20 protein-coding genes, 1 tRNA gene and 1 pseudogene are annotated in these 24,584 nt (G+C 62.5%); 17 read left to right on the top strand and 5 right to left on the bottom strand.

Going from position 1 to position 24,584, the window contains the following annotated elements; all coding sequences use genetic code 11:
• Positions 1-156: 156 nt before the first annotated feature.
• The 3 genes from CFR71_RS05850 to CFR71_RS05840 all read left to right on the top strand — a co-directional run bounded on the left by CFR71_RS05850 (position 157) and on the right by CFR71_RS05840 (position 3,569).
• The gene (locus tag CFR71_RS05850) at positions 157-1,794 is read left to right on the top strand and encodes an electron transfer flavoprotein-ubiquinone oxidoreductase (protein ID WP_110528372.1); all 1,638 of its coding nucleotides are present in this window, start codon (positions 157-159) and stop codon (positions 1,792-1,794) included.
• 84 nt (positions 1,795-1,878) lie between these two features.
• Positions 1,879-2,628, top strand: a complete 750-nt coding sequence (locus tag CFR71_RS05845) for an electron transfer flavoprotein subunit beta/FixA family protein (RefSeq protein WP_110528370.1) — start codon at positions 1,879-1,881, stop codon at positions 2,626-2,628.
• A gap of 2 nt (positions 2,629-2,630) precedes the next feature.
• Positions 2,631-3,569: an electron transfer flavoprotein subunit alpha/FixB family protein gene (locus CFR71_RS05840; RefSeq protein ID WP_110528367.1), complete on the top strand. Its 939-nt coding sequence runs from the start codon at positions 2,631-2,633 to the stop codon at positions 3,567-3,569.
• Positions 3,570-3,818: 249 nt separating this feature from the next.
• Here the strand turns inward: CFR71_RS05840 and CFR71_RS05835 are convergent, their stop codons facing one another.
• Complete coding sequence (locus tag CFR71_RS05835) at positions 3,819-4,022, bottom strand: hypothetical protein (protein WP_110528364.1); 204 nt, start codon at positions 4,020-4,022, stop codon at positions 3,819-3,821.
• Between the two features lie 573 nt (positions 4,023-4,595).
• On the opposite strand from CFR71_RS05835, the gene CFR71_RS05830 reads away from it, so the two are divergent.
• Together CFR71_RS05830 and CFR71_RS17240 are read left to right on the top strand one after the other, a co-directional pair.
• The gene (locus tag CFR71_RS05830; RefSeq protein ID WP_408891681.1) at positions 4,596-6,098 is read left to right on the top strand and encodes an MATE family efflux transporter; all 1,503 of its coding nucleotides are present in this window, start codon (positions 4,596-4,598) and stop codon (positions 6,096-6,098) included.
• 16 nt (positions 6,099-6,114) lie between these two features.
• Positions 6,115-6,358 (top strand): annotated as a pseudogene (locus tag CFR71_RS17240) (IS3 family transposase); the annotation flags it as partial.
• 273 nt (positions 6,359-6,631) lie between these two features.
• On the opposite strand, the gene rho reads toward CFR71_RS17240, so the two are convergent.
• A complete protein-coding gene (gene rho, locus CFR71_RS05825; RefSeq protein WP_110528361.1) occupies positions 6,632-7,933 on the bottom strand; it encodes a transcription termination factor Rho in 1,302 nt (433 codons plus the stop codon).
• Positions 7,934-8,153: 220 nt separating this feature from the next.
• A complete protein-coding gene (locus tag CFR71_RS05820) occupies positions 8,154-9,128 on the bottom strand; it encodes a magnesium transporter CorA family protein (RefSeq protein ID WP_110528358.1) in 975 nt (324 codons plus the stop codon).
• Positions 9,129-9,335: 207 nt separating this feature from the next.
• On the opposite strand from CFR71_RS05820, the gene trpB reads away from it, so the two are divergent.
• The 5 genes from trpB to CFR71_RS05795 all read left to right on the top strand — a co-directional run bounded on the left by trpB (position 9,336) and on the right by CFR71_RS05795 (position 15,398).
• Positions 9,336-10,574, top strand: a complete 1,239-nt coding sequence (gene trpB / locus CFR71_RS05815) for a tryptophan synthase subunit beta (protein ID WP_116790921.1) — start codon at positions 9,336-9,338, stop codon at positions 10,572-10,574.
• Positions 10,571-11,395, top strand: a complete 825-nt coding sequence (gene trpA / locus CFR71_RS05810; RefSeq protein ID WP_110528355.1) for a tryptophan synthase subunit alpha — start codon at positions 10,571-10,573, stop codon at positions 11,393-11,395. Before trpB ends, trpA begins: the two co-directional genes overlap by 4 nt.
• A gap of 72 nt (positions 11,396-11,467) precedes the next feature.
• Entirely contained in the window at positions 11,468-12,334 is an 867-nt protein-coding gene (gene accD / locus CFR71_RS05805) for an acetyl-CoA carboxylase, carboxyltransferase subunit beta (RefSeq protein ID WP_110528352.1), read from the top strand.
• A 15-nt stretch (positions 12,335-12,349) separates the two neighbouring features.
• Complete coding sequence (locus tag CFR71_RS05800) at positions 12,350-13,678, top strand: bifunctional folylpolyglutamate synthase/dihydrofolate synthase (RefSeq protein WP_110528349.1); 1,329 nt, start codon at positions 12,350-12,352, stop codon at positions 13,676-13,678.
• A 397-nt stretch (positions 13,679-14,075) separates the two neighbouring features.
• A complete protein-coding gene (locus CFR71_RS05795; RefSeq protein WP_338065919.1) occupies positions 14,076-15,398 on the top strand; it encodes a glycosyltransferase family 4 protein in 1,323 nt (440 codons plus the stop codon).
• A 159-nt stretch (positions 15,399-15,557) separates the two neighbouring features.
• Here CFR71_RS05795 and CFR71_RS05790 read toward each other — a convergent pair whose 3' ends face one another.
• Both CFR71_RS05790 and CFR71_RS05785 read right to left on the bottom strand, forming a co-directional pair.
• Positions 15,558-16,529, bottom strand: a complete 972-nt coding sequence (locus CFR71_RS05790) for a quinone oxidoreductase family protein (protein WP_110528342.1) — start codon at positions 16,527-16,529, stop codon at positions 15,558-15,560.
• Between the two features lie 38 nt (positions 16,530-16,567).
• A complete protein-coding gene (locus tag CFR71_RS05785; protein WP_110528338.1) occupies positions 16,568-17,035 on the bottom strand; it encodes a methylated-DNA--[protein]-cysteine S-methyltransferase in 468 nt (155 codons plus the stop codon).
• A gap of 84 nt (positions 17,036-17,119) precedes the next feature.
• On the opposite strand from CFR71_RS05785, the gene mnmE reads away from it, so the two are divergent.
• The 7 genes from mnmE (at position 17,120) to CFR71_RS05750 (ending at position 24,575) form a co-directional block, all read left to right on the top strand.
• Positions 17,120-18,448, top strand: a complete 1,329-nt coding sequence (gene mnmE / locus CFR71_RS05780) for a tRNA uridine-5-carboxymethylaminomethyl(34) synthesis GTPase MnmE (protein ID WP_408891691.1) — start codon at positions 17,120-17,122, stop codon at positions 18,446-18,448.
• 24 nt (positions 18,449-18,472) lie between these two features.
• Positions 18,473-20,335, top strand: a complete 1,863-nt coding sequence (gene mnmG, locus CFR71_RS05775; RefSeq protein ID WP_110528332.1) for a tRNA uridine-5-carboxymethylaminomethyl(34) synthesis enzyme MnmG — start codon at positions 18,473-18,475, stop codon at positions 20,333-20,335.
• A gap of 4 nt (positions 20,336-20,339) precedes the next feature.
• Entirely contained in the window at positions 20,340-20,978 is a 639-nt protein-coding gene (gene rsmG / locus CFR71_RS05770; RefSeq protein ID WP_239020279.1) for a 16S rRNA (guanine(527)-N(7))-methyltransferase RsmG, read from the top strand.
• A complete protein-coding gene (locus CFR71_RS05765; RefSeq protein ID WP_408889766.1) occupies positions 20,962-21,786 on the top strand; it encodes a ParA family protein in 825 nt (274 codons plus the stop codon). Before rsmG ends, CFR71_RS05765 begins: the two co-directional genes overlap by 17 nt.
• A complete protein-coding gene (locus CFR71_RS05760; protein ID WP_110528330.1) occupies positions 21,783-22,682 on the top strand; it encodes a ParB/RepB/Spo0J family partition protein in 900 nt (299 codons plus the stop codon). The genes CFR71_RS05765 and CFR71_RS05760 overlap by 4 nt, the downstream gene beginning before the upstream one ends.
• Before the next feature lie 421 nt (positions 22,683-23,103).
• Positions 23,104-23,179: transfer RNA gene (locus tag CFR71_RS05755), tRNA-Lys, on the top strand.
• A gap of 256 nt (positions 23,180-23,435) precedes the next feature.
• Entirely contained in the window at positions 23,436-24,575 is a 1,140-nt protein-coding gene (locus tag CFR71_RS05750) for a hypothetical protein (RefSeq protein WP_110528327.1), read from the top strand.
• Positions 24,576-24,584 lie beyond the last annotated feature (9 nt).

The raw sequence follows: 24,584 nt of genomic DNA, 5'->3' as shown, positions 1-24,584 counted from the left end.
ACCATATCCACGTCCGCCCGTGGATATATGCATCATGCACGATACACATGCACAAAAGCTTTATTCCCGTTTCAAACGGTTCTAGGAAGCGTTGCTACATGTGGTATCCCACCTATCCATGTCATCCCGGTCATGACGCAAGAGGACAGATTAGGTATGAGCGAAAACCCGCGCGAGATTATGGAATTCGACGTCGTAATCATCGGCGGCGGCCCATCCGGACTGGCGACGGCCATCCGATTGCGTCAGCTTGCCCCCGACACCAGCGTCTGCCTGATTGAAAAGGGCAGCGAGATCGGGGCGCATATCCTGTCCGGCGCGGTGATCGAGCCGCGCGCGCTCGATGAACTCCTGCCGCACTGGCGCGACAGCGGCGCGCCGCTGAACACCCCCGTCAGCGAGGAGCACATGCTCTACCTGACGCGGACGCGTGGCTATCGCGTGCCGATGCTGGACCGCGTGATGCCGCACATGCGCAACCACGGCAATTACATCGCAAGCCTTGGCGAGGTATGCCGCTGGCTCGCGACGCAGGCCGAGGCCATGGGCGTGGAAATCTATCCCGGTTTCGCCGGGGCGGAGGTCCTGACCGAAAACGGGCGCGTGGTGGGTGTCGCGACGGGCGACATGGGCATCGGCCGCGATGGCAAGCCGGGTGACAATTACGCACCGGGGATGGAACTGCGCGCGAAATACACCATCTTCGCCGAAGGCTGCCGCGGGTCGCTGACCAAGCAGGTCATGCAGATGTACAACCTGCGCAAGGGCGTCGATCCCCAGACCTATGGGCTGGGGATCAAGGAACTGTGGGAAATCCCCGCCGAACTGCACCGTCCCGGCCTGGTGCAGCACAGCTTTGGCTGGCCGCTGGACGATCGCACCTATGGCGGGGCGTGGATGTACCATTTCGGGGAAAACCTTGTCTCCTACGGCTTCGTCGTGGGGCTGGATTACCCCAACACCTGGCTTTCCCCGTTTGACGAAATGCAGCGCGTGAAGCTGCATCCCTCCTTCCGTCCGTATTTCGAGGGCGGGCGTCGCCTGTCCTATGGCGGGCGCGCCCTGTCCGAAGGCGGGCTGCAGTCCATTCCCCGCCTGACCTTCCCCGGCGGCATGCTGGTGGGCGATACGGCGGGCTTCCTCAACGTGCCCAAGATCAAGGGCACGCATACCGCGATGAAGTCGGGCATGCTGGCGGCCGAGGCCGTGGCGGAGGCCTTCCTGACCAACCGGGTGGAACCGGGTTCCTATACGCGGCGCATCCGGGAATCGTGGCTGTGGGACGAACTGCGCGGCGTGCGCAACATCCGCCCGGCCTTCGCGCGCTTCGGCATGAAGGGCGGCGCGCTGTATTCGGGCATTGACGCGATGCTGCTGCGCGGGCGGGCGCCGTGGACGCTCCATACCCGCCATGCCGATAACGAGACGCTGGAGCCTGCCTCCATCTCGCCGAAAATCGATTATCCCAAGCCGGACGGCAAGGTCACGTTCGACAAGCTGTCCTCCGTCTTCCTGTCGAACACCAATCATGAGGAAGACCAGCCCGTGCACCTGAAGGTGCGCAGCATGTCCATGTGGAAGACCGTCAACTGGGACGTGTTCCGCTCCCCCGAAAGCCGCTACTGCCCCGCTGCGGTGTATGAGGTCGTGGATGAGGAAACAAACCCCACGCTGCAGATCAACGCGCAGAACTGCGTCCACTGCAAGACATGCGACATCAAGGACCCGACCCAGAACATTGACTGGGTGACGCCCGAAGGGTCCGGCGGTCCGAACTACCCCGGCGGCATGTAGGCACATGCCCGTGGACGTCAGTGCCTGCCGCATGGCGTCCCTCCTTTCCCATCCCCCATCCAGCCACAGACAGGAAGAGACGTGATGAAGGTTCTTGTCCCCGTAAAGCGCGTGATCGACTATAATATCAAGCCACGTGTGAAGGCCGACGGCACCGGCGTTGAAACCGCCGGCGTCAAGATGTCGATGAACCCGTTCGACGAAATCGCGGTGGAAGAGGCCGTCCGCCTGAAGGAAAAGGGCGTTGTCACGGAAATCGTGGCCATTTCCATTGGAGAGCCCAAGGCGCAGGACACGCTGCGTACCGCCATGGCCATGGGGGCGGACCGTTCCATCCTGGTGGAAACCGACGCGGTGACCGAGCCCCTGGCGGTGGCGAAGGTGCTCAAGGCGCTGGTGGAAAAGGAAAAGCCCGATCTGGTGATCCTGGGCAAGCAGGCCATCGATGACGACATGAACGCCACGGGCCAGATGCTGGCCGGGCTGCTGGGCTGGCCGCAGGGTACGTTCGCCAGCAAGGTCGAGATCACCGATGGCAAGGCCATGGTCACGCGCGAAATCGATGGCGGCCTGCAGACCGTCGCGCTCACGCTGCCGGCCATCGTCACGGCGGACCTGCGCCTGAACGAGCCGCGCTATGCCTCGCTGCCGAACATCATGAAGGCACGCAAGAAGCCGATGGAAAAAATCACGCCCGCCGAGGTGGACGTGGACATGACCCCCCGCCTGAGCATCGTGTCGGTGGCCGAACCCGCGGGACGCAAGGCGGGCATCAAGGTGGATTCCGCAGCGGAACTGGTCGCGAAGCTGCGTAACGAAGCAAAGGTGATCTGATCATGACCGTACTCGTACTCCTCGACCACGAAGCTGGCGCCATCAGGCAGGCGTCGCGTTCCGCCATCGCGGCGGCGTCAAAGCTGGGTGATGTCGATGTGCTGGTCGTGGGCCGCGATGCTGCCAAAGCCGCCGAGGCTGCGGCAAAGCTGCCTGGCGTGAAGAAGGTCCTGAGTGCCGCGGATGGCGTCAGCGCGGATGAACTGGCCGAGCCCGTGGCGGCACTGCTGGCCTCGCTGGCGGATGGCTATACCCACATCCTTGCCGCGTCGAGCGCGAATGCCAAGAACACGCTGCCGCGTGCCGCCGCGCTGCTGGATGTGCAGCCGATCCCCGATGTCGTGGAAGTCATCGACGCCGACACCTTCGTGCGCCCGATCTATGCCGGCAGCGCGCTTGCCACGGTAAAGTCCTCCGACCCGAAAAAGGTCCTGACGGTCCGTGCCTCCGCCTTTGACCCGGTCGCGGCCGAGGGGGGCTCGGCCCCGGTCGAGAATGTTTCCACCCCGGCGGACGATACCCGTTCGCAGTTTGTCGGCACCGAACTGTCGCAGTCGGAGCGTCCGGAACTGGAATCCGCGCGTGTTGTGGTGTCCGGCGGCCGTGGCATGCAGAACGAAGAGAATTTCAAGTTGCTGGAGCCTCTGGCCGATCGTCTGGGTGCCGCCATCGGCGCGTCGCGCGCGGCGGTGGATGCCGGGTTCGTGCCCAATGATTATCAGGTGGGACAGACCGGCAAGATCGTGGCGCCGGAACTGTATATCGCCATGGGTATTTCAGGCGCGATCCAGCATCTGGCGGGCATGAAGGACAGCAAGGTCATCGTGGCGGTCAACAAGGACCCCGAGGCCCCGATTTTCCAGATTGCGGATTACGGTCTGGTGGGCGACCTGTTCGAGGTACTGCCCGCGCTGGAAGCCGAACTCGACAAGGCAGGCTGAGGGACACGTTCCCCCGCCGATACGGCCTTATGACGGGCGGGGCATGTCCCCGCCCGTTTTTTATTGGCAGGCGCCTTCTGGCGCCGTGACGGGTTTCAAATTCGCTGGGAATCAACAAGAAAGTTTTTGGTGAAGCTTTTTGCAAAAAGCTTCGAAGAACGCCGCCTTTTTGAAAAAAGGCGGCACCCAAAAACTTTTGTTATTTTAAATGGTTCTTTGCAAACCGGGCAAAGCCGGGATGATCGTGTCTCAGTCCTCGCCCAGCACGGCGCGGGCACGGCGAACGATCGTGTCATATTCCTCCTGCGTCAGGTCTCCCCGATGCAGCATCTCACTCGCCCGGGCGAGGGCATCACGGGCATGTGTCTCATCAGGAATGGGATAGCGCCGTCCCGGCAGGGCAAATGCCGAATCCGGCAGTGCATCACGTTCGGCCGTCGTCAGTCTGGACATGATCCGTATCCTTCTTAGCGTTCATGCGGGGATTTTGACCCCATATGCACAGATTACGCCGCCCCGGACCGTGATCGCTACGTAAAAGACAGGGACATGCCCCGGCCTGAATGCACGGCTGGCCCAGGTCAAAAAAAACGGGACACACTGCAATTGCAATGTGCCCCGCCAAGGTGGCCACACATGAGCATGTCATGTGGAATTTTATACCAGACTGTATTCAGTCCGGACATTTCAGTATTTTGCGAAGCCATGCTGACTTCATGAGCCATTATTGGCACTCATTTTCCAAGAGGTCAACATAAAAAATAAAATAGATATCGTTTTTACTTTTTTTGCACCGCACAATTACTGTGTTTATTTTGCATTGCACAATGGACATCAGAATACAGACACAAATGACACAAATCAGTGCGCCATCGCCCGACCGGGGATTATTCACCCCACGGGCCGCATGCAATATGTTCCTGATCCCGGGGATGTCCTGTATGGTGGATACATGAACCGCCTTACTGGCCCTGGCCGATATCGCATGAACGTACGCTATGGCCGCAATATCCGGACCAGCGCCGGATGACGCGCATGCGACGGCCCGCGTCCAGACGGCATGCCGCCTTCTGTCAGGGCAGCATCATGCGTCATGTGGTCGTCATGGCGGGCACCGGCGCCATCGGCCTTATGGCCGTGTTCATGGTTGACCTGCTGAACCTGTTCTACATCTCAACCCTGCACAATCCCGCCCTGACGGCTGCGATCGGCTTTACCGCGGCAGTCGGGTTCATCCAGATTGCCGTCTCCATCGGCATGTCGATTGGGCTCGGGGCGACGACGGGTCGGCAGATCGGGGCCGGACACCACGATGTCGCGCAACGCATCGCCTCTTCCTTTTCCGTCGTCATGCTGGCGCTGACCAGTCTGATCGGGTTTGGCACGGCCCTGCTGGCCCATCCCATCCTGCATGCGCTTGGCGCCCATGGCGAGGCGGAGCATCAGGCGGCGCTTTACCTGTACATTGCCTCCCCCCTGCTGCCCCTGATCGCGACGGGCATGGGATGTTCCAGCCTGCTGCGCGCGGTGGGGGCGGCCCAGCAATCCATGAATGTCACGCTGGCGGGCGCGCTGATTTCCGCCGTGCTGGATCCCATCCTGATCCTGTGGATGAATCTGGAACTGGAGGGGGCGGCCCTCAGCACGCTCGCATCCCGCGCGCTGGTGGCGGCGCTTGGCATCTATTGCGCGCGTCAGCACGACCTGCTGGCGCGGCCCGTGGCACGGTTCATACGCGCCGATACCTATTGCGTCGGGCACATCGCCGTTCCCGCCATCCTGACGAACCTTGCCACGCCCGTGGGTGGCATTTTCGTCACCCATGCCATGGCGTCCTTTGGACTGGCGGCGGTCGCGGGACAGGCCACCATTGACCGCATCGTGCCCGTCGCCTTCGCCTTCGTATTTGCGCTGACGGGTTCAATCGGGCCGATCATGTCGCAGAATCTGGGGGCGGGTCAGGTTGCGCGCGTGCAGGAGACACTTGTCGCCGCGCTGAAGCTGGTGATGGGATGCGTGGCCCTGACATGGGCGATCCTGTTCCTGGGACAGGACATCGTGATCCGGGTTTTTTCGGCCACCGGCACAACCGCCGACCTGATCCGCCTGTTCTGCAACTGGACCATCGGCGGTTACGTCTTTATCGGCATGCTGTTCGTTGCGAACTCGGCGTTCAACAACCTTGGTTATCCGCTGTACTCGACGCTGTTCAACTGGGGACGGGCGACGCTGGGCACCATTCCCTTTGTCTGGATCGGTACCCGTTTCGGCCCCATGGGCGTGCAGGTGGGACAGGTGATGGGAAGTGTCCTGTTCGGGCTGGGGGCGGTCGGGATGGCCTTCAACGTCGTCCGTACCCTTGATATCAGGCCAGCCGGTCCGGAAAGCGACTCGATCCCCTCCCTGCCGCCGGCGCAGAGCGCGGAAAGCGCCATGATCGAACTCGACGATCTGGATAACGAGGCGCAGGAATTCGATCAGGGGGAAGAGGACGCCCAAAACACTGTAATGTCGGACAACAGGAACTGATCCCTGCCGTAAGGTCGTGCCGGAAGCGCGGCGGCGCAACGCTTTGGAAGAAGAAAATGTGAAGCTGAAGCGGCTCTCTGGCAGGGAGCATGATGGACATCTAGACGCTGAAGGAACTGCTGGCCCAAAGCTCGTGGCGTCCGGTCCGCAATGGGAAGTCGTGACCGGGACGATGTCGGCACGGGATTATTCGCGGCGGCGGCCTGCGACCGGCCGGCGTGGATCCAAAGACGTGGCGCCATGTATCATGTCGCCCGGATGCCTCAGTAAGTAATTCTGCAACCTTGCCCATGAACCGTGCTCAGGACCGGGCGGGCATCGACGCCTGACAGGTCAACTGTAACGCAGTCAGGCTTCATGTCAGTCTCGACGGCACGAAGCGCCCGAGGCTTTCGCTCCAGTTGAGGCGTGGCTCGAACAGGGTTACTTCGCCCTGCCCGGATGATCGACACGCCACCCGTCTTCCCGACTTTGGCTACCTGCCCCAGCCATGGATCCGGGTGACGTGAATGTCGATCGGACCTGACGGAAACTCAGGTATTCATCGCGTCGAAGAAGTCCTTGTTCGTCTTGCTGTATTTCAGCTTGTCGAGCAGGAAGTCCATTGCATCCATCGTGCCCATCGGCGCAAGGATGCGACGCAGGACCCACATCTTCGACAGGTCCGCGCGATCGACCAGCAGTTCTTCCTTGCGGGTGCCGCTCTTGGTGATGTCGATGGCGGGGAAGGTGCGCTTGTCCGCCAGCTTGCGGTCAAGGATCAGTTCGGAGTTGCCGGTGCCCTTGAACTCTTCAAAGATCACCTCGTCCATGCGGCTGCCGGTATCGATCAGGGCGGTTGCGATGATCGTCAGCGACCCGCCTTCCTCGATATTGCGTGCGGCGCCAAAGAAACGCTTGGGCCGCTGCAGCGCGTTGGCGTCCACGCCGCCGGTCAGCACCTTGCCCGACGAAGGCACGACCGTGTTGTAGGCACGGGCCAGACGGGTGATCGAATCCAGCAGGATGACGACATCGCGCTTGTGCTCGACCAGGCGCTTGGCCTTTTCCAGCACCATCTCGGTCACCTGCACGTGGCGGGTCGCCGGTTCGTCAAAGGTGGAGGACACGACTTCCCCCCGGACGGAGCGGGCCATGTCGGTCACTTCTTCCGGGCGTTCGTCGATCAGCAGCACGATCAGGAACACTTCGGGATGGTTTGCGGAAATGGAGGACGCGATGCTCTGCAGCATTACCGTCTTGCCGGTACGCGGCGGGGCGACGATCAGGGCGCGCTGTCCCATCCCGATGGGGGAGACGAGGTCGATCACCCGGGGGGTGAAATCGCGGGTCTGTCCCTTGCCCTTGCCTTTTGCCGCGCCATCGGCCGGCCCGACGGCGGAGCTTTCGACTTCCATCTGCAGGCGGCGTTCGGGATAAAGCGGCGTCAGGTTGTCGAAATTGATCCGCTGGCGCACCGCCTCGGGCGGTTCGAAGTTGATCGTATCGACCTTGAGCAGCGCGAAATAACGTTCCCCGTCGCGCGGGGCGCGGATCTGTCCCTCCACCGTGTCGCCGGTGCGCAGGCCGAAGCGCCGCACCTGGCTGGGGGAGATGTAGATGTCGTCGGGCCCGGGCAGGTAATTCGCTTCCGGCGAGCGCAGGAAGCCAAAGCCATCGGGCAGGATTTCCAGTGTCCCATCCCCGTAAATCGCCTGGTCATTCTCTGCCAGGGTCTTGAGGATGGTGAACATCAGTTCCTGCTTGCGCAGGGACGATGCATTTTCAATGTTCAGACTTTCGGCATAAGCCAGAAGGTCCGCAGGTGTTTTGGCCTTGAGTTCGGCGAGATGCATGCAAGCGTTGCCTTGGACTGGCAGTTCAGGGGAGGGGAATGGATAATATCCGATGTGACAGCGGAAGGGGGTGTCACATCCTGGCATCTGCTCACGAAGTCAGAAATGCGACCTGGATATTACATTCTTACAAGGATAAGGCCCGATGGCCGGAGAAGGCCACGTAGCTCATGCGACGTCGTTTATCGCAAAGCAGATAAAAAGTCAATACGGATTGTAATTACTTTCCCAGCCATCCCTTGCGCCAGAACCACAGCAGCGGAAAGATCACGGTGGCGGCCATCAGGGCCAGCGAGTACCAGTATCCATATTTCCAGTTCAGTTCCGGAATATCATGGAAATTCATGCCATAGATGCCGGCTACCAGCGTGGGGGCTACGCCGATGAAGCTTACGACCGTCAGCAGCTTCATCCCATTATTCTGTTCGATACTGATGAACCCCAGCGTGGCATCCAGCAGGAACTGCACCTTGTTGGAAGTCTGCGATACGAAGTCATTCAGCGACTTGATGTCGCGTTCCACCGTCGCCAGCCGCCCCTGCAGCTTGTCCGACAGGTCGCGCTTCTTGTTTTCCGTGACAAAGATGGTGATGCGTTCCAGACCCAGCAGGCTGTCGCGCACCGATGACGTCAGGTCGCCGGAACGTCCCACGCGGCTGAGCATGCTGCGCAGCAGGCCGTCCATCCGCCGCATCCCGCCATGTTCGGACTGAAAGACATCCTTTGACATGCCATCGAGGGACTGGCCCAGATGTTCGAGGATATCGGCCAGTCGATCGACAATCGCCTCGAGCAGCAGGGTGCTGCATTCATCGCCCGACAGGCGCGCGGACTGCCCCGCGACCTGGCGCGCCACCACGTCAAAGGCGGTAAAGCCGGTGAAGCGGATGGTCAGCAGCCGGTCGCGCATCAGGATGAACCCCACCGGGGAGACGAAGAAATCGTCGCCGATCTGGCGCACCAGCGGGGTGGACAGGTAAACGGCGTCATCTTCCATGAACAGGCGTGAGGAGCTTTCGATTTCGTCCAGTTCCGCGCGCGTGGGAATGCGCTGGCCCGTGACCCGCGCCGCCAGCGCCTGCTCGTCCTCGGTCGGGTCAAGCAGGTCGAGCCAAGGGGCGTCCTTGACCTCTTGTGCATCAGCCTCGCTCGTGATCGTCCGGGCGGGCGAGCCGGGCCTGTGCGCAAGAAACATTCAGCGGTCCTCATTCATCATGTCGGGTCCCGGCCTATCATCGGGACAACGTGCTTCATGTCAAATCATGACAGGGAGGGCCATGACCGAAAGCTCTGGTTTTTTTCCGGCATCGGGTCCAGAACGCCGTAGGCGTATCATCGCGCGGGCGCGTGCGATATACCGTCATCGAGCCCTGCACGAATTTATTCCCCCTGGAGAGCGAAGTTGAGCGCAGATCAATCCCCGGCCCCGCCGTCCCGCGCGAACAGCCTGCGCGCCGGCCCGGACGCCCATGGGCGGTTTGGCATCTTTGGCGGCCGTTTCGTCGCCGAAACCCTGATGCCGCTTATCCTCGAACTGACCGAGGCCTACAGGGCCGCCAGGGCCGATCCGCAGTTCCAGCGTGAACTCGACTATTACCTCAAGGACTATGTCGGCCGTCCCAGCCCGCTGTGGTTCGCCCGTCGCCTGACGGAGGAACTGGGCGGCGCGCGCGTCTACATGAAGCGCGAGGAACTGAACCATACGGGTTCGCACAAGCTCAACAACGTCATGGGGCAGATCCTGCTGGCGCGTCGCATGGGGCGCACCCGGGTCGTGGCTGAAACCGGCGCGGGGCAGCATGGCGTCGCGACCGCCACCGTCTGTGCGCTGTTTGGCATGAAATGCGCGATCTACATGGGTGCCACGGATGTCGAGCGGCAGAAGCCCAACGTGTTCCGCATGCGCCTGCTGGGGGCGGAGGTCATTCCCGTTACCGCCGGCGCGGGGACGCTGAAGGACGCGATGAACGAGGCGATGCGCGACTGGGTGACCAACGTGCGCGACACCTATTTCCTTGTGGGCACGGTGGCGGGGCCGCATCCCTATCCCGAAATGGTGCGCGATTTCCAGTCGGTCATCGGCGTGGAGACGAAGCAGCAGATCCTCGAGGCCGAAGGCCGCCTGCCCGACGCGATTGTCGCGGCCATTGGCGGCGGGTCGAACGCGATGGGGATATTCCACCCCTTCCTTGACGATCCGTCCGTGCGCCTGATCGGGGTGGAGGCGGCCGGCCGTGGCCTCGACAGTGGGGAAACCGCAGCCTCCATCCAGCGCGGCCGCCCCGGCGTGCTGCATGGCAACCGCACCTACCTGCTGCAGGACGGGGACGGACAGATTTCGGAGGCCCATTCCATCAGCGCGGGGCTCGACTATCCGGGGATCGGGCCGGAACATTCATGGCTGAACGATATCGGGCGGGCGGAGTATGTCGGCGCGACCGATGACGAGGCCTTGGCCGCGTTCCAGCTCTGCACCCGGACCGAGGGCATCATCCCCGCCCTGGAATGCGCGCATGCCCTGGCCTATGTCGCGAAGCTGGCGCCGACCATGGCGCCGGATCAGATCATCGTAATGAATGTATCGGGCCGGGGGGACAAGGACATCTTCACCGTCGCCGCGCATCTGGGAGTGTCGTTGTGAGCCGTATTGCCAGCCGATTCGCCGCCCTGAAGCAGGAGGGGCGCGGCGCCCTGATCCCTTATGTGGAGGCATGCGACCCGGATTACGAAACCTCGCTCGCGCTGCTTAAGGGCATGCCGGGGGCGGGCGCGGACCTGATCGAGGTGGGGATGCCCTTCAGCGACCCCAGCGCCGATGGCCCGACCATCCAGAAGGCGGCGCTGCGTGGCCTGCGTGGCGGGGCGACGATCCCCCGCGTGCTGGAGATGATCGCGGCCTTCCGGCGTGACGATGACGAAACACCGATCATCCTGATGGGGTACCTCAACCCCATCGAGGCCTATGGCCACGAACGTTTCTGCGTCGATGCCGCCCGCGCGGGCGTGGACGGGCTGATCATCGTCGATGTCCCGCCTGAGGAAGGCGACCTGCTGCGCGGGCCTGCGGCGGCGAACGGGCTGGACATCATCCGCCTTGTCGCGCCGACCACGCCGGATGACCGCCTGCCGGTCGTGCTCGATGGGGCATCGGGCTTCCTGTATTATGTCAGCATCACCGGCGTTACGGGCACACGTACCGCCAGCACCGATGAACTGGCCGCCGCGATGCCGCGCCTGCGGGCGGCGACCGACCTGCCGGTCGCCATCGGCTTTGGCATCCGCAGCCCCGAACAGGCTGCGGGCGCGGTGCGCGCAGCCGACGGGGCCGTCGTGGCCTCGGCCCTGCTCAATACGCTTGCCGGGACGCTGGATAAGGATGGACACGCCACGGAAAACACCCTGCGCGACGTTCTTGCGCAGTTGCGTGGGCTGGCCGATGCGGTCCGTTCCGCCCGTCGATGAATGTGAATCTGGCATAACATGCGATCTGCCTGTATGGAGCAGGCGGATAGACGTACGTCAGGGAGAGGTAACATGAGCTGGCTGACCGAATATGTCCGGCCCAAGATCCGTGGCCTGCTCAAGCGGGAAGTGCCGGACAACCTGTGGACCAACTGCGAATCCTGCGAGCAGATGATTCTGGTCAAGGATCTGCGGCGCGCGATGAATGTCTGTCCGCATTGCGGCCACCACATGCGCGCCACGGTGCAGCAGCGCCTGGAATGGACGTTCGATAATGGGGAATATACCCGCATCGAACTGCCCAAGGCGCCGGTAGACCCGCTGTCCTTTCGCGACCGCAAGCGTTACACCGACCGGCTGAAGGACGAACGCGCCAAATCGCAGCTTGATGAATCCATGGCCGTGGCGCATGGCCGCATCGGTGGCCATGACGCGGTCGTCGCCGTCATGGCGTTCGAGTTCATTGCCGGCACGATGGGCGCGGCACTGGGCGAGGCCTTTCTGGCCGCCGCCCGTCTGGCGATCCTCCAGCAGGCGCCGCTGATTGTCTTTACCGCATCTGGCGGCGCGCGCATGCAGGAAGGGATGCTCAGCCTGATGCAGATGCCGCGCACGACGATCGCCGTCGAGATGCTGCGGGAGGCAAGGCTGCCCTATATCGTGGTGATGACGAACCCGACCACGGGTGGCGTTTCGGCGTCGTTCGCGATGCTGGGCGATATCCAGATGGCCGAACCCAATGCCCTGATCGGTTTCGCGGGACAGCGCGTGATCCAGGATACTGTGCGCGAAAAGCTGCCCGAAGGGTTCCAGCGCGCGGAATACCTGCTGGAACACGGGATGCTGGACATGGTCGTCACGCGTTCCGAACTGCCTACCATCCTTGGCACCCTGATCGGGCAGCTCAACCACGCCCACATCACGCCGTCCGCGGCGTAATTCGTACGGTCCGTCATGAAGACTCCGCCCGCGTCCGGTCTTGGTCCTGAATTCGCCGGGCGCACCGGCGCGATTCTCGAACGGCTCAACCAGCTCTATCCGGCACTGATCGACCTGTCGCTGGGGCGGCTGGAACAGTTTCTGGCCCGTCTGGGCCATCCCGAACGCCACCTGCCGCCCGTCATCCACGTGGCGGGCACCAATGGCAAGGGCAGCACCTGCGCCCTGATCCGCGGCATTGCGGAGGCGGCGGGATGGCGCGTCCATGTCATGACGTCGCCGCATCTGGTGCATGTGACCGAACGCTTCCGCATCGCGGGGCAGATTGTCTCAGAATCCGAACTGGCCGAAGTGATGGAGGACATCGAGCGCGTCAATGATGGCGCGCCGATCACGGTGTTCGAGGTGCTGACGGCCGCAGGATTCGTTCTGGGCGCGCGCCATCCGGCCGAACTGATGATTGTCGAGGTCGGGCTGGGCGGGCGTTACGACGCCACCAACGTGCTGACGCGGCCCGCCGCCTGTGCCATTGCCTCCATTTCCATGGATCATGAGGCGTTCCTTGGCGATACGCTGGAAAAGATCGCGATGGAAAAGGCCGGCATCATCAAGGCCCGCGTGCCGGTTGCCACCGGACGCCATCCGGCCGATGTCATGGCCGTCATCGCCCGTGTGGCCCACGAATGCGATGCCCCGCTGTGGCGGCGTGACCATGAATGGTCGATCACGCCATCGCCTGATGGCATGCGACTGACCTATCGCGATGGGGAAGGGACGCTAGACCTGCCGCGTCCCGGCCTGCTGGGGCCGCATCAGGTGGATAACGCGGGACTTGCGGTCGCGACATTGCGGGCCAGTGGCCTGTCGCTGCCGCCGCGGGCGTGGGCGGGAATCGCCAATGCGCACTGGCCCGCGCGGCTGCAGCGGCTGGAGGGGGCACTGGCGCGGAAACTGCCCGCAGGGTGGGAGCTGTGGCTGGATGGCGGTCACAATCCCGGCGCGGGCGATGCGCTGGCGCAGGTGATCGAAGGGTGGGGGGATCGTCCGGTCCACCTGATTGTCGGCATGAAGCAGACCAAGGATGCGTCGGGCTTCCTCGCCCCGCTGCTGCCCCATGTCGCAGGCGCGCAGGCCGTGGCCGAGCCGGAGCAGCATCTTGCCCTGCCAGTGGCCGATATCATCGCGGCGGGACAGGGCCGTGTGATCGCCGGGCCAACCATTGAACAGGCGCTGGAACGTCTGGCGCATGACATGCCCCACCAGCCGCCCGCGCGGGTCGTGATCTGCGGCAGCCTCTATCTGGCGGGCGTGGCCCTGCAGCAGGATGGCTGGGTCGCGACATAGGCCGATCCGTTTGGCGAACTGGTTTCCCGGGCGCAGTTATCCCTGGCGGGATACAAGCCCGTCTGGAAACAATCCATTGATAAAAATAAAAGTTTTTTGGGTGTCGCCTTTTTTAAAAAGGCGACGTCTTTCGAAGCTTTTTGAAAAAAGCTTCACCAGAAACTTCTTCATGATTTGCGGGATGTCCCAAAGGCCATCTTCAGGTTTCCGGACCCGGCAGGGATCATGGGGGCCTGCGTCCTGATGGCATGCAGGCTGTGGAAGACGCCCGCAAACATGCTACTGACATCATGTCAGGAATGCCGTGTCCGTTCATGCCCTGCTTGCCATACGGGGAAATGGCTGGATGCGGGCGTGTTTCCGGAAGGTGTCCATCCGAAGGGGAATGGTGAAAAAATTGAACGGTTTGTCTGATCCCGCGATGTATCGTGTCGGTATTGATGGATTCAATCTCGCCATCCCGAAAGGTACGGGAATCGCCACCTATGCCCGTACGCTCAGCCATGTTGTCAAAGACCTCGGGCATCCGGTGGATGTCCTGTATGGGATGAATATCTCGCACAAGGTCTCGCCCGAGCTGCGGGAGGTCATGTTCTTCAACATATTGGGCAGCGATGGCCAGGCGCCACGTCGCAAGGGAAAGATCCCCCGCTGGATCCGGAACCAGATCGCGTCCTTTGGAAAAAACCATCCCTTTGAAATCAGCCTGACCGGCCGGGTGGACCAGCGCAGCTTCCTCAGCCGCCTGCCCGCCTTTGACCGAATCCTCAACGAGCAGGATATTTTCGCGCGCGCGTCGCGGTATTTCCGCACGACCGGGAATTTCCTTTCGCTCCGCCTGCCGGATGCGCCGCGCATCATGCACTGGACCTATCCCCTGCCGATACAGGTGGAAGGGGCGATCAACCTGTACACGATCCATGACCTGGTGCCCCTGCGCTTTCCCCAGACCACGCTGGATGACAAGTCCTATCATTTCAGGCTGATGAAAAAGATATGCGGCCTCAATGCGCCGATCTGCACGGTGTCGGAGGCATCGCGCAGGGATATCGCCGCGTTCTTCCCCGAAATGGCGGATCGCATCTACAACCCGTACCAGTCCTTCCTGCCCGATCCCGTCTTCATGAAACGAAGCGACGAGGAAACGCGCGAGGAGCTTGAGGGGGTATTCGGCCTGAAACCTGAAAGTTATTTCCTGTTCTATGGCTCGCTTGAGCCCAAGAAGAATATCGGCCGGATCATCGAAGGCTTCCTGAGCAGCCAGACGGATCGGAAGCTGGTCATCGTGGGCGCGATGGCATGGAAGAATGAAAACGAGCTCCGCTTCCTGCAGCACGGCGTGGATGAGGGGCGGATCGTGCTGTTTGACTACCTGCCGCAGATCAGCCTGATTACCCTGGTGCGCCACGCGCGCGCGTTGCTGTTTCCCTCCCTGACCGAAGGGTTCGGCCTGCCGGCGCTGGAGGCCATGTTCCTTGGCACGCCCGTCCTGACATCGCATGAGGGGGGCCTGCCTGAAGTGGTGGGGGACAGCGCGGTCATGGTCAGGGATGCCTATGACGCCGCGTCGATTACCGATGGTATCAGCCTGCTGGATCAGGATGACGCCCTGTACCAGCGCCTGAGATCCGAAGGACCGGTCCAGGCGGACAAATTCTCCCTCACCGCATATGGGGAGCGGGTGAAAGAGATGTACGCCGAAATCACCCGTCGTTTCTGAGAGGGTCTCCCGGGAACGACCCGCGTATCATAAAGAAGTTTTTGGTGGAGCTTTTTGCAAAAAGCTTTAGGGAACGCCGCCTTTTTAGATAAAAGGCGGCACCCAAAAACTTTTATTATTTTCAGGCGGTCACTGGAATGGACCGACCTTACCTGCGACCTACGGCAGCAGGATCGTGCTGCCCGTCGTTGCACGTAATTCCAGCGCGACATGCGCCTGTGCCGCGTCCTTTAGGGCGAATTCCTGTCCGATGCGCGGGACAAGCACGCCTTTTTCCAGCAGCGAGAACAGCTCCGCCGCCCCGGCCGTCAGGGATTCGCGCCCGGCGATATAGGTGCCCAGCGACGGGCGCGTCAGATACAGGCTGCCATGGCTGGCCAGTGTCCCGACGGACACGCCCGTCACCGCGCCGGACGCATTGCCGTAACTGACCATCAACCCACGCGGGGCCAGGCAGTTCAGGCTGTCTTCGAACGTCGCGCGTCCGATGCTGTCATACACGACGGGAACCATCGCGCCATCGGTCAGCGCGCGGACACGCGCCGGGATGTCGTGTGTGCCGACCAGCACGTCGGCCGCCCCGTTGGCGCGGGCCAGTTCGGCCTTTTCCTCGGTCGAGACGACGCCGATGACGCGCGCGCCGAGATGGCGCGCCCACTGGCACATCAGCAGCCCGACCCCGCCGGCGGCGGCATAGACAAGGATGTCCTCGCCCTTGCGGACCTCATGCACCTGCCGCAGCAGCATGTGCACCGACAGCCCACGCAGCATGATGGCGGCCGCCGTCCTGGACGCGATCGCGTCCGGAAGCGGCACCACCCGGTCCGCCGCGATGACGCGGTAATGCGCATATCCACCAAGCGCGAGGGGATAGGCCACGCGCGCGCCCACCGACAGGTCCGTGACATCGGGACCGACGGCCTCCACGATGCCCGCGCCCTCCATGCCCGGGATCGCGGGCAGGGAAGGGAATTTGTAAAGGCCGCTGCGGTAATAGGTGTCGATGAAATTGACGCCCATCGCTTCCTGCCGGATCAGGACTTCGCCCTTTGCCGGGGCGGGAACGGGCAGGTCTTCGGCGGTGAGGACTTCGGGGCCGCCATATTCATGGATGCGGATGACGGTGTTCATGGACGCGGACTCCTTGCGATAAAAGATGCTGACCGCCCTCAGATCGTGTCTGGCGCGCGGGTTTCCAGTTCACGCAGGAACAGGCGGTCCATCGCCCCGCCATCCCCCGGATAGGTGTGGGGATCGTAATCCGCGCAACCGTCCATATCCACGCGGTGGCATGGGATCAGGATGGGAATGGGGTTTTCGCTGCATGCGGCCACGACATCCGCCGGCGTGACATTGGCCTGTCGTGCGACCTCGGCGCACGATACGCTGTGTCCCATCGGGATGGTGCGGATGAATGTCCATGCCGCGACCTGCTGCGGTGTGCCATAAGGGGCCAGCGGCAGCGTGCAGGCGGTGGCATCGCCATCGAAATAGGAATCGAGCCAGTCGCATGCCTGTCGCAGCAGCGGGGTTTCGTCCTGATCCCGGCCCCAGCCCCAGTCGAGTGCCACGATCATGTCATCTTCGGCCGAGACGGTCAGGGGGCCGGTGGGCGAATGGAGGGAAAGCTGGGGCATGAGTCACCTTGATCATGGCAGGGAGGTGAACGATAACCCGTCCCGGTCACAGAGGAAATGGTAGCAACCACAATGGCAGCGGCAATGGAAACCTCCTTCATCCGGCGCGGCGACGGCGCGCCCCCTGTCATTTTTGCTCTTGCCACCGGGACGGGCCGCGCCGCCATCGCGGTCATGCGCATCAGTGGCGCGGGGTGTGGCGACATCCTGCGCAGCCTGTGCGGGCGGTTGCCGCAGCCACGTCGCGCGTCGCTGCGCGGTGTGTGGCGGCGTGGGACGGCGGGGGGGCAGGATGTCCTGCTGGACCGGGCGCTGGTCCTGTGGTTTCCGGGGCCGGACAGTTATACGGGCGAAGACAGCGCGGAACTGCACTTGCATGCGGGACCTGCCGTCATTGACGGGGTGGCCGATGCACTTGTCGCGCTGGGCGCGCGTCCCGCCGAACCGGGGGAGTTCACGCGCCGCGCATTTTCCAACGGGCGGCTTGATCTTGTGCAGGCCGAAGGCATCGCCGACCTGATTGATGCGGAGACCGAGGCACAGCGCAGGCAGGCGCTGGCGCAGGCCGAGGGCGCGCAGAGCCGCCTGTACGAGGACTGGGCCTCGCGGCTGCGCACCGCGCTGGCGCATCAGGAAGCCCTGATCGATTTCCCCGACGAAGACCTGCCGCCGGAAGTGGAGCAGGAGCTTGTGTTCACGCTGGGCCATCTGCGTGACGAGATGCGCGCGTATCTGGATGATGGCGGCCAGGGGGAACGGCTGCGTCGCGGGCTGGTGTTCGTGATCGTGGGGGAACCCAATGTTGGCAAGTCCAGCCTGATGAATGCGCTGACGCAGCGTGAGGCCGCCATTGTTTCCTCCCGCGCCGGGACCACCCGCGATGCGGTCGAGGCGCGCGTCGTGCTGGGGGAGGTTCCGGTGACGCTGGTGGATACGGCGGGCCTGCGGGAAACCGAGGACGAGATCGAGGCCGAGGGCGTGCGACGTGCATTGTTTCACGTGAAACAGGCTGATTGCGTGATACATCTATTTTCAGGCGCGACGGTACCGGATAAGGTCGAGCCCGACTGCATGCTGGTCTGCAACAAGGTGGACGAGGTCGCGGCACCCGCAGGCATCATGGGGATCAGCGTGCGCGACGGGCAGGGCATGGAGGCCCTGCGCGGGGCACTGGCGCGGCGCGCGCGGGAACTGACGCAGGGACGCGCAGTGCCCCCCCTGACGCGGGCGCGACACCGTGCCGCGATCGAGGAGACGGCCCATCATCTGGAGCGTGCCGGCGATGATGCCTGGCCGGAGGTGCGGGGCGAGGAAATGCGGCTGGCGATGCGCGCGCTGGGGCGCCTGACCGGCGCGGTGGATGTCGAGGCGCTGCTGGACACGGTGTTCGGGCAGTTCTGCATCGGCAAGTAGAGACAAAGCGGGAGCGGATAAAAGGTGAACGCCACTTACGATGTGATCGTGATCGGCGGCGGCCATGCCGGGTGTGAAGCCGCCGCCGCCGCCGCGCGCTGCGGGGCGCGGACCATGCTGCTGACCCACCGGCGGGCGACGGTGGGCGTGATGTCGTGCAATCCCGCGATTGGCGGAATCGGGAAGGGGCATCTGGTGCGCGAAATCGACGCGCTGGACGGCCTGATGGGAAAGGCGGCGGACCGAGCAGGCATCCATTTCAAGCTGTTGAACCGTTCAAAGGGACCCGCAGTACATGGGCCGCGCGCGCAGGCGGACCGTTCGCTGTACCAGCAGGCGATCATGGACCTGCTTGCCGAAACGCCGGGGCTGGAGATTGTCGAGGGCGCGGCGGGCGACCTGCTGCTTGATGACAGTCATGTGGCAAGGGGCGTCGTGTGCGAGGACGGGCGCGTGTTCCATGCCGGTGCCGTGGTGCTGACGGCGGGCACGTTCCTGCGTGGCGTCATCCATGTCGGGCATGACAGTCAGCCCGCCGGACGGGTGGGAGAGGCCCCGGCCCGTCGGTTGGGGGAACGGCTGCAGGCGTTGGGCCTGCGGATGGGACGGCTGAAGACCGGAACACCCGCGCGCATCGCCCGCGACAGCATCGACTGGGACGCCCTGGCCGAGGACCGGGGCGATGTCGTGCCGGAACCGTTCAGCCGCATGACCGACGCGATTACAAATCCGCAGGTTTCATGCCGCATCACCGCCACCACGGCGCGCACGCACGAAATCATTCGCGAACATCTGCACCTGTCGGCCATTTATGGGGGCGCGATTTCGGGACGCGGACCGCGCTACTGCCCCTCCATCGAGGATAAGGTCGTCCGCTTCGCGCAGCGCGAAAGCCACCAGATTTTTCTGGAGCCCGAAGCCCTGCCGGGGAATCCGGGCGGCGATCTGGTCTATCCCAACGGGATTTCCACCAGCCTTCCCGCCGATGTGCAGGCCCAGATGCTCCACTCCATCCCGGGGCTGGAGCAGTGCCGGATCGTCCGGCCCGGCTACGCGGTCGAATATGATTATGTCGATCCCCGCGAACTGACCCCGGCGCTGGAACTCAAATCCCTGTCCGGGCTGTTCCTTGCGGGGCAGATCAATGGCACCACGGGATATGAGGAAGCCGGGGCGCAGGGCATACTTGCCGGGATCAACGCGGCGCGGCGGGCAGGGGGACAGGCGGAGGTTACGCTGGATCGTGGCACGGCCTATATCGGGGTCATGATCGATGACCTTACGACGCAGGGGGTGTCCGAACCCTATCGCATGTTCACCTCCCGCGCGGAATATCGCCTGACATTGCGGGCCGATAATGCCGACCTGCGCCTGACGCCGCTGGGGATCGAATGGGGCTGCGTGGGCCCGTCGCGACGGCAGCGTTTTGATGCCGAACGCGCGGCGATCGACGCGGCGATGGAGCGTGCCCGCAATGAAAGCTACCCGCCGGAGGCCCTGCGGCGTGAAGGAATCGCGGTCTCCGCCGATGGCCGCGCGCGTTCCCTGCTGGATGTGATGGCGACCGGGGCCTCCATGGAGATGGTGGAGAAAGTAGCACCCTGGATTGCGGACCTGTCGCCGCGCGTGCGCCAGCATGTGGCAACCGAAGCCCGCTATAGCGGGTACCTGTCGCGGCAGGAGCGTGAAATCCGGCAACTGGCGGGGGATGGACGGATCACCCTGCCGCATGATCTGGATTATCATGCAATCGGCGGCCTGAGCACCGAGATGCAGGAACGCCTGTCGCAGGCACGGCCGGTGACCTTTGGCGCGGCGCAGCGTATTCCCGGCATCACGCCGTCGGCGCTTGTGGCGGTTCTGTCGCACGTGCGGCAGGTGGCCTGAGGCCATGGGATATAACGACGCGATGGATGGTGACATCCTTACGGGTGTTTCACGTGAAACACGCGATCGGCTGGTGTCCTATGCCGATCTCCTGACGCGATGGAACGCGCGCATCAATCTGGTTTCCCCCCGTGATCTGGTGCATCTGTGGTCACGGCATATTGCCGACAGCCTGCAGCTTGCATCACGGATCCCGTCCGGCGCGCGTCTGGTGGACATGGGATCGGGCGGGGGATTCCCCGGCCTGGTCATCGCGATGGCGACGGATGCGCAGGTTACGCTGATTGAATCGGACCAGCGCAAGGCCGCCTTCCTGCGGGAGGCATCGCGGGTGGCCGGGGTACGGACCCACGTCATTGCCACCCGGATCGAGGCCGCAGATGTCGCGCCGGTCGATGTCGTGACGGCGCGGGCATTGGCCCCATTGCCACAGCTGCTGCAATGGGGCGTACGTTTTCTGAATAGCGAAGGGATCTGCCTGTTTCTGAAGGGAAAGAACGCAGACGAGGAGCTGAAGGCCGCCAATGCCGACTGGCGCATGGCGGTGACCCGAATTCCAAGCCGCACTGATGCGGATGGTGTCATTCTTGAATTGAGCGATATAAGGCGTGTCACAGACCACAACCCTGCATCCGGCCGATAAGGCCGTGCATGCCCCCCGTATCATCGCCCTTGCGAACCAGAAGGGCGGGGTCGGAAAAACCACAACTGCCATCAATCTTGCCGCCGGTCTTGCGGCCGATGGGTTTCGCGTTCTCCTGATCGATATCGACCCGCAGGGCAATGCCTCCACCGGTCTGGGAATCGGCTATGAAAACCGTCGTCGCGGGACCTATGCGCTGATTGGCGAAGATGTCCCGGCGGCCGACCTGATTCAGGAATCGTCGGTTCCGGGCCTGTCGGTGATTGCCGCCGATACGGAACTGGCGGGCGCGGAACTGGAACTGGTGATGTCGGAACGGCGGGAGTTCCGGCTGCGCGATGCCATTGCCCGCATCGGGGGAGACTATGACGTCATCCTGATTGACTGTCCCCCCAGCCTGGGGCTGCTGACGCTTAATGCGCTGGTGGCGGCGCAGGCGGTGATCGTGCCGCTGCAGTGCGAGTTCTTTGCGCTTGAAGGCATCAGCCAGCTGGTGCGCACGGTTAACAGCCTGTGCAAGTCCCTCAATCCGGGTCTGAAGCTGGAGGGGATTGTCCTGACGATGTATGACCGGCGCAACAACCTGTCGGAACTGGTGGCCGCCGATGCGCGCGGTTTCTTTGGCGATCGGGTGCTGGAGACGGTCATCCCGCGCAACATCCGCATTTCCGAGGCGCAGAGCCACGGGCAGGCCGTCATGGTGTACGATGCCCGTTCATCCGGCAGTCAGGCATACAAGGCCCTGTCGGAAGAGGTGATTTCGCGGCTGGCGCTGAAGGCGGGCAGGAAAGGGAAGAAGCAGGGATGAAACCGAAAAAGGATGCCGCCCGTCCCCGTCTGGGGCGCGGGCTTGCCGCGTTGCTGGGCGATCAGGTCAACATGCTCAATCCCGCGCCGGGGCTGGAGCCGCCAAAGAGCATGGATGGCGGATCGGTCCTGCCGGTTGACGTGCTGGAACCCGGCCCGTTCCAGCCGCGTCAGCACATGGAGCCGGAGGCCCTGACGGAACTGGCGGATTCCATTCGCACGCGCGGCATCCTGCAACCGATTCTGGTGCGCCCGCATCCCGATCGCCCCAATGTCTTTCAGATCATCGCGGGGGAGCGACGCTGGCGCGCGGCGCAGCTTGCCTCCCTGCATGAGGTTCCGGTCCATATCCGTGCGCTGGATGATGGCGATGCGATGGCCGCAGCACTGGTGGAAAACCTGCAACGCGCCGACCTGAACGCCATTGAAGAGGCAGAAGGGCTCCAGCGGCTGCTTGATGATTACCGCCTGACGCAGGAGGAACTGGCAGGCGCGATCGGGAAATCCCGTCCCCATGTCGCGAATATGGTGCGTCTGCTGCAACTGCCATCGCCCGTGCGGGAGGCCGTGCGGACCAAGGAACTGTCGGCAGGGCATGCGCGTGCGTTGCTGGCGCACCCCGATCCCGTGGCGGCCCTGAAGGTGGTGCTCAAGCAGGGACTGAATGTCCGCCAGACCGAGGCCCTGTCAAAAAAGACCGATGCAAGGCGGGGGGAAGCTGGCAAGGAAAAGGAAAAAACTTCCAAAGACCCCGAAATCGGTTCGCTGGAACGCGACCTGACCAACCGGCTGGGGCTGAAGGTCCAGATCACGTTCGATGGGAAGGGAGGTTCCCTGCGGATTGATTACCGCTCCCTTGACCAGTTCGATGGCCTGCTGAAATTGCTGCAGGCATAGCAGGGCAGGGGGTGCCCAGGGGCATCCGCAAAATGCCTTGTGCATCGTAAAAGAAGTTTTTGGTGAAGCTTTTTGCAAAAAGCTTCGAAGAACGCCGCCTTTTTAGATGAAAGGCGGCACCCAAAAACTTTTGTCATTTTCAGGCAGTCCTATATGGAAACGCCATGGACACGGGCAGGGGAGACAGGCCCCAGACCCGACATGCGTTCGCCGGATTTTCGCCATGCTGCCGGGGCATGAATCGCGTGATACCGTGGTAATCGACACACGATAAGGAACGGATAGAGAACAGACGCAATCATATCCTGATTTGCGATAATCAGGGCGCAGGAAACCCGAAGAGGGCAAAAATATTGAAAAAACCCCTTGTCGTCATTGTGCTGTCTTGGTAAAAGCCCCTCACCCGAAAGGGAAACCCCGTGGGCGCATAGCTCAGTTGGTAGAGCAGCTGACTCTTAATCAGCGGGTCCAAGGTTCGAGCCCTTGTGCGCCCACCACGGGATTTCTTCTCCAGACAATCAGATCGGTTTCCCCATCATCATGCACATGGATATGGCGGATGCTGCCCGGTCCGTTCCCTTATTCCCTTGTGCATGGGAAAGGCAGGGAGGAATGCCCCCGTTATTCGCAACCGGGCAATGTCCTTTTGCTTTGGGACAAGGGTTGACGTTGTGCGGGCGGTGAAGGACGCTGGATATATGATGCGCAGGGTATGAAGTTGCCCTCGGGTTTGAATGCGATAAATGTAGAACAATGAAGATTGCCGTCATTTACATAGCTGAACCCTATCAATGCTATCACACTGCATCTGTCGCCGACGCCCTTTCATCAGAATTCAATTTCGATGTAACGGAATACTACAGCTTTCCTGAAACCGTACAGCATCTGGAGCGTATCCGGGCCGCGATGCATGCCCCTGCATTGCAGCTTAGGCAGTTCCACAAGTCGTGGAAGGCAAAAACGCTCAAGACCTTCCGCCGGCTGGATCAGGAACGCATCCTTGTGCTGCGTGAAAATGTGGATGAACTCAATCAGTACGATGCCGTGGTCGCCACCGAATATACCGCAGGCATTCTCAAGGACATGGGGCTTCGCCACCCGGCACTGATACTGCTGATGCATGGGGCGGGCGACAGGTACGTCAATGATGACCACCATGTCAGGGATTTTGATCTGGCGCTGTTTCCCGGGGTGAAGATCGAAAACTATTTCAAACAGAAAAACCTCATCCGGCCGGGACATTATGCTGTCGTCGGATATCCGAAATTCGATGTTTTCGAGGCCGTGAAAAAGGAAAGCCCGGTCCTGTTCACGAATGGCCGGCCGTTCGTGCTGTACAACCCGCATTACCAGCGGCAGCTGACGTCCTATAAGGCATGCATGGGCGAAATCATCCGGGGGTTTTCAGACCGGCACGACTATAATCTGGTGATCGCGCCGCATATCAAGGTTTTCCACAAGGGATTCGGCTTAAGGGCGCGGCGTCTGAAGCAGCAGGCGCGTGGTAACATTCTGGTGGATACCGGATCGCCCGCCATGCTGGACATGACCTATACCTCGCAGGCGGCCATTTATGTTGGCGATGTCAGCAGCCAGGTCTATGAATTCCTTGCCGAACCCCGGCCATGTGTTTTCCTGAACCCCAGGAAGCTCAAATGGCGCGATGACCCCTATTTCCTGCACTGGACCCTGGGCGACGTGGTCGAGGAACCAGAGGACCTGATGCCAGCCATATTACGGGCCCCTGAACGGCATGCCATTTACCGCCCCCTGCAGGAAAAACTGTTTCGTGAAACCTTCGGGGAGCCCCTGCTCGGGGGATCTGTCCGGGCGGCGAAGGCCATTGCGGATTACCTGAAGGCCCATCCCCCGGCCGGCGGGCATAATGGCTAAAAAACAGAA

The sequence above is a fragment of the Novacetimonas pomaceti genome, from assembly GCF_003207955.1.
Lineage (GTDB): Bacteria > Pseudomonadota > Alphaproteobacteria > Acetobacterales > Acetobacteraceae > Novacetimonas > Novacetimonas pomaceti.
This window is presented reverse-complemented; position numbering and strand designations above follow the sequence as displayed.